Below are 5,368 nucleotides of genomic sequence, written 5' to 3'. Positions count from 1 at the left end.
GTCCCCCCTGCAGTACCATCGGCGCTGTAAGGCTTAGCTTCCGGGTTCGGAATGTAACCGGGCGTTTCCCCTACGCTATGACCACCGAAACACTATGAAACTGACAACCAGCACACCCACACCCGTGGGCGGGTTGTTCGTGGTTTCAGAACCAACACAGTGGACGCGAGCAACTGAGGACAAGCCCTCGGCCTATTAGTACCGGTCAACTCCACACGTTACCGTGCTTCCATATCCGGCCTATCAACCCAGTCGTCTACTGGGAGCCTTACCCCATCAAGTGGGTGGGAGTCCTCATCTTGAAGCAGGCTTCCCGCTTAGATGCTTTCAGCGGTTATCCCTCCCGAACGTAGCCAACCAGCCATGCCCTTGGCAGAACAACTGGCACACCAGAGGTTCGTCCGTCCCGGTCCTCTCGTACTAGGGACAGCCCTTCTCAAGACTCCTACGCGCACAGCGGATAGGGACCGAACTGTCTCACGACGTTCTAAACCCAGCTCGCGTACCGCTTTAATGGGCGAACAGCCCAACCCTTGGGACCGACTCCAGCCCCAGGATGCGACGAGCCGACATCGAGGTGCCAAACCATCCCGTCGATATGGACTCTTGGGGAAGATCAGCCTGTTATCCCCGGGGTACCTTTTATCCGTTGAGCGACGGCGCTTCCACAAGCCACCGCCGGATCACTAGTCCCGACTTTCGTCCCTGCTCGACCCGTCGGTCTCACAGTCAAGCTCCCTTGTGCACTTACACTCAACACCTGATTGCCAACCAGGCTGAGGGAACCTTTGGGCGCCTCCGTTACCCTTTAGGAGGCAACCGCCCCAGTTAAACTACCCATCAGACACTGTCCCTGATCCGGATCACGGACCCAGGTTAGACATCCAGCACGACCAGACTGGTATTTCAACGACGACTCCACGAACACTGGCGTGCCCGCTTCACAGTCTCCCAGCTATCCTACACAAGCCGAACCGAACACCAATATCAAACTGTAGTAAAGGTCCCGGGGTCTTTCCGTCCTGCTGCGCGAAACGAGCATCTTTACTCGTAGTGCAATTTCACCGGGCCTATGGTTGAGACAGTCGAGAAGTCGTTACGCCATTCGTGCAGGTCGGAACTTACCCGACAAGGAATTTCGCTACCTTAGGATGGTTATAGTTACCACCGCCGTTTACTGGCGCTTAAGTTCTCAGCTTCGCCCACCCGAAGGTGAGCTAACCGGTCCCCTTAACGTTCCAGCACCGGGCAGGCGTCAGTCCGTATACATCGCCTTACGGCTTCGCACGGACCTGTGTTTTTAGTAAACAGTCGCTTCTCGCTGGTCTCTGCGGCCACCCCCAGCTCAGAGCGCAAAGCCCCTCACCAGATGTGGCCCCCCTTCTCCCGAAGTTACGGGGGCATTTTGCCGAGTTCCTTAACCATAGTTCACCCGAACGCCTCGGTATTCTCTACCTGACCACCTGAGTCGGTTTAGGGTACGGGCCGCCATGAAACTCGCTAGAGGCTTTTCTCGACAGCATAGGATCATCCACTTCGCCACAATCGGCTCGGCATCAGGTCTCAGACTATGTGCCAGGCGGATTTGCCTACCTGACGTCCTACACCCTTACCCCGGGACAACCACCGCCCGGGATGGACTACCTTCCTGCGTCACCCCATCACTCACCTACTACCAGCTCGGGTCACCGGCTCCACCACTCCGACCTCGTCCGAAGACTCAGCCGGCGGCTTCACGGGCTTAGCATCACTGGATTCGATGTTTGGCGCTTCACAGCGGGTACCGGAATATCAACCGGTTATCCATCGACTACGCCTGTCGGCCTCGCCTTAGGTCCCGACTTACCCTGGGCAGATCAGCTTGACCCAGGAACCCTTAGTCAATCGGCGCACACGTTTCTCACGTGTGAATCGCTACTCATGCCTGCATTCTCACTCGTCAACCGTCCACAACTCGCTTACACGGCTGCTTCACCCGGCAGACGACGCTCCCCTACCCAACCCAGCACCCGTTGGGGCTATACGCTGGATTGACACGACTTCGGCGGTACGCTTGAGCCCCGCTACATTGTCGGCGCGGAATCACTAGACCAGTGAGCTATTACGCACTCTTTCAAGGATGGCTGCTTCTAAGCCAACCTCCTGGTTGTCTGTGCGACTCCACATCCTTTCCCACTTAGCGTACGCTTAGGGGCCTTAGTCGATGCTCTGGGCTGTTTCCCTCTCGACCATGGAGCTTATCCCCCACAGTCTCACTGCCGCGCTCTCACTTACCGGCATTCGGAGTTTGGCTAAGGTCAGTAACCCGGTAGGGCCCATCGCCTATCCAGTGCTCTACCTCCGGCAAGAAACACACGACGCTGCACCTAAATGCATTTCGGGGAGAACCAGCTATCACGGAGTTTGATTGGCCTTTCACCCCTAACCACAGGTCATCCCCCAGGTTTTCAACCCTGGTGGGTTCGGTCCTCCACGAAGTCTTACCTCCGCTTCAACCTGCCCATGGCTAGATCACCCCGCTTCGGGTCTTGAGCGTGCTACTGAAATCGCCCTCTTCGGACTCGCTTTCGCTACGGCTACCCCACCCGGGTTAACCTCGCAACACACCGCAAACTCGCAGGCTCATTCTTCAAAAGGCACGCAGTCACGACATGCAAGCAAGCTCGCATGCGACGCTCCCACGGCTTGTAGGCACACGGTTTCAGGTACTATTTCACTCCCCTCCCGGGGTACTTTTCACCATTCCCTCACGGTACTATCCGCTATCGGTCACCAGGGAATATTTAGGCTTAGCGGGTGGTCCCGCCAGATTCACACGGGATTTCTCGGGCCCCGTGCTACTTGGGTGTCTCTCAAACGAGCCGCTGACGTTTCGACTACGGGGGTCTTACCCTCTACGCCGGACCTTTCGCATGTCCTTCGCCTACATCAACGGTTTCTGACTCGTCCCACGGCCGGCAGACCGTGGCAGAGAGATCCCACAACCCCGCATGCGCAACCCCTGCCGGGTCTCACACGCATACGGTTTGGCCTCATCCAGTTTCGCTCGCCACTACTCCCGGAATCACGGTTGTTTTCTCTTCCTGCGGGTACTGAGATGTTTCACTTCCCCGCGTTCCCTCCACACTGCCTATGTGTTCAGCAGCGGGTGACAGCCCATGACGACTGCCGGGTTTCCCCATTCGGACACCCCCGGATCAAAGCCTGGTTGACGACTCCCCGGGGCCTATCGCGGCCTCCCACGTCCTTCATCGGTTCCTGGTGCCAAGGCATCCACCGTGCGCCCTTAAAAACTTGGCCACAGATGCTCGCGTCCACTGTGCAGTTCTCAAACAACGACCAACCACCCATCACCCCGAGCAAGACGCTCGAGTGCACTGGGGCCGGCAACCGAAGGCCCGGCCATGCGGCCGTACCCTCAGACACCCAACAGCGTGCCCGACACCCTCGCCCCTCGTGGTCTGCGTTCCACGCTCCGAAGAGCAGTACTAGCAGCCCGAGTTGGCTGAGAATGCCGAGTAGTCAACGTTCCACCCATGAGCAACCAGCATCAGACATTCGCTGATGTACTGGCCTCTGACCGTGTCCCCAAGAGGACCCGGTAGAAGTGCTCCTTAGAAAGGAGGTGATCCAGCCGCACCTTCCGGTACGGCTACCTTGTTACGACTTCGTCCCAATCGCCAGTCCCACCTTCGACGGCTCCCTCCCCACAAGGGGGTTGGGCCACCGGCTTCGGGTGTTACCGACTTTCGTGACGTGACGGGCGGTGTGTACAAGGCCCGGGAACGTATTCACCGCAGCAATGCTGATCTGCGATTACTAGCGACTCCGACTTCATGGGGTCGAGTTGCAGACCCCAATCCGAACTGAGACCGGCTTTTTGAGATTCGCTCCACCTCACGGTATCGCAGCTCATTGTACCGGCCATTGTAGCACGTGTGCAGCCCAAGACATAAGGGGCATGATGACTTGACGTCGTCCCCACCTTCCTCCGAGTTGACCCCGGCGGTCTCCCGTGAGTCCCCAGCACCACAAGGGCCTGCTGGCAACACGGGACAAGGGTTGCGCTCGTTGCGGGACTTAACCCAACATCTCACGACACGAGCTGACGACAGCCATGCACCACCTGTACACCGACCACAAGGGGGCACCCATCTCTGGGTGTTTCCGGTGTATGTCAAGCCTTGGTAAGGTTCTTCGCGTTGCGTCGAATTAAGCCACATGCTCCGCCGCTTGTGCGGGCCCCCGTCAATTCCTTTGAGTTTTAGCCTTGCGGCCGTACTCCCCAGGCGGGGCACTTAATGCGTTAGCTGCGGCACGGACAACGTGGAATGTTGCCCACACCTAGTGCCCACCGTTTACGGCGTGGACTACCAGGGTATCTAATCCTGTTCGCTCCCCACGCTTTCGCTCCTCAGCGTCAGTATCGGCCCAGAGATCCGCCTTCGCCACCGGTGTTCCTCCTGATATCTGCGCATTTCACCGCTACACCAGGAATTCCGATCTCCCCTACCGAACTCTAGCCTGCCCGTATCGACTGCAGACCCGGGGTTAAGCCCCGGGCTTTCACAACCGACGCGACAAGCCGCCTACGAGCTCTTTACGCCCAATAATTCCGGACAACGCTCGCGCCCTACGTATTACCGCGGCTGCTGGCACGTAGTTAGCCGGCGCTTCTTCTGCAGGTACCGTCACTTGCGCTTCTTCCCTGCTGAAAGAGGTTTACAACCCGAAGGCCGTCATCCCTCACGCGGCGTCGCTGCATCAGGCTTGCGCCCATTGTGCAATATTCCCCACTGCTGCCTCCCGTAGGAGTCTGGGCCGTGTCTCAGTCCCAGTGTGGCCGGTCGCCCTCTCAGGCCGGCTACCCGTCGTCGCCTTGGTGAGCCGTTACCTCACCAACAAGCTGATAGGCCGCGGGCTCATCCTGCACCGCCGGAGCTTTCCACCACCATGAGATGCCTCAAGTGGTCGTATCCGGTATTAGACCCCGTTTCCAGGGCTTGTCCCAGAGTGCAGGGCAGATTGCCCACGTGTTACTCACCCGTTCGCCACTAATCCACCCCCGAAGGGGCTTCATCGTTCGACTTGCATGTGTTAAGCACGCCGCCAGCGTTCGTCCTGAGCCAGGATCAAACTCTCCGTGAATGCTTGACCCGTGATCGGGTGACACATCACGAGAGCGGAACATCGGGAGGAATAATCCCGACGTTCACAGCGTCCTCGCTGTGTTTCTTCAAAGGAACCTCGACCATCCGGCGAAACCGGACAGACGGGGTATCAACATATCTGGCGTTGACTTTTGGCACGCTGTTGAGTTCTCAAGGAACGGACGCTTCCTTCGTACTCACCCTCTCGGGCTTTCCTC

Annotated in this window: 3 rRNA genes; all 3 read right to left on the bottom strand. The window is 58.2% G+C overall.

What is annotated here, in order from left to right:
• Positions 1 to 89: ribosomal RNA gene (gene rrf / locus ABD198_RS30225) — 5S ribosomal RNA — on the bottom strand; the annotation flags it as partial.
• An 86-nt stretch (positions 90 to 175) separates the two neighbouring features.
• A 23S ribosomal RNA gene (locus tag ABD198_RS30220) occupies positions 176 to 3,300 on the bottom strand.
• Between the two features lie 318 nt (positions 3,301 to 3,618).
• Positions 3,619 to 5,148 (bottom strand): 16S ribosomal RNA (locus ABD198_RS30215).
• Positions 5,149 to 5,368 lie beyond the last annotated feature (220 nt).

It is taken from the genome of Streptomyces thermocarboxydovorans, from assembly GCF_039524635.1.
GTDB classification, from domain to species: domain Bacteria; phylum Actinomycetota; class Actinomycetes; order Streptomycetales; family Streptomycetaceae; genus Streptomyces; species Streptomyces thermocarboxydovorans.
Note: the sequence above shows the minus strand (reverse complement) of the source record. Positions and strands in the feature narration are given on the sequence as shown.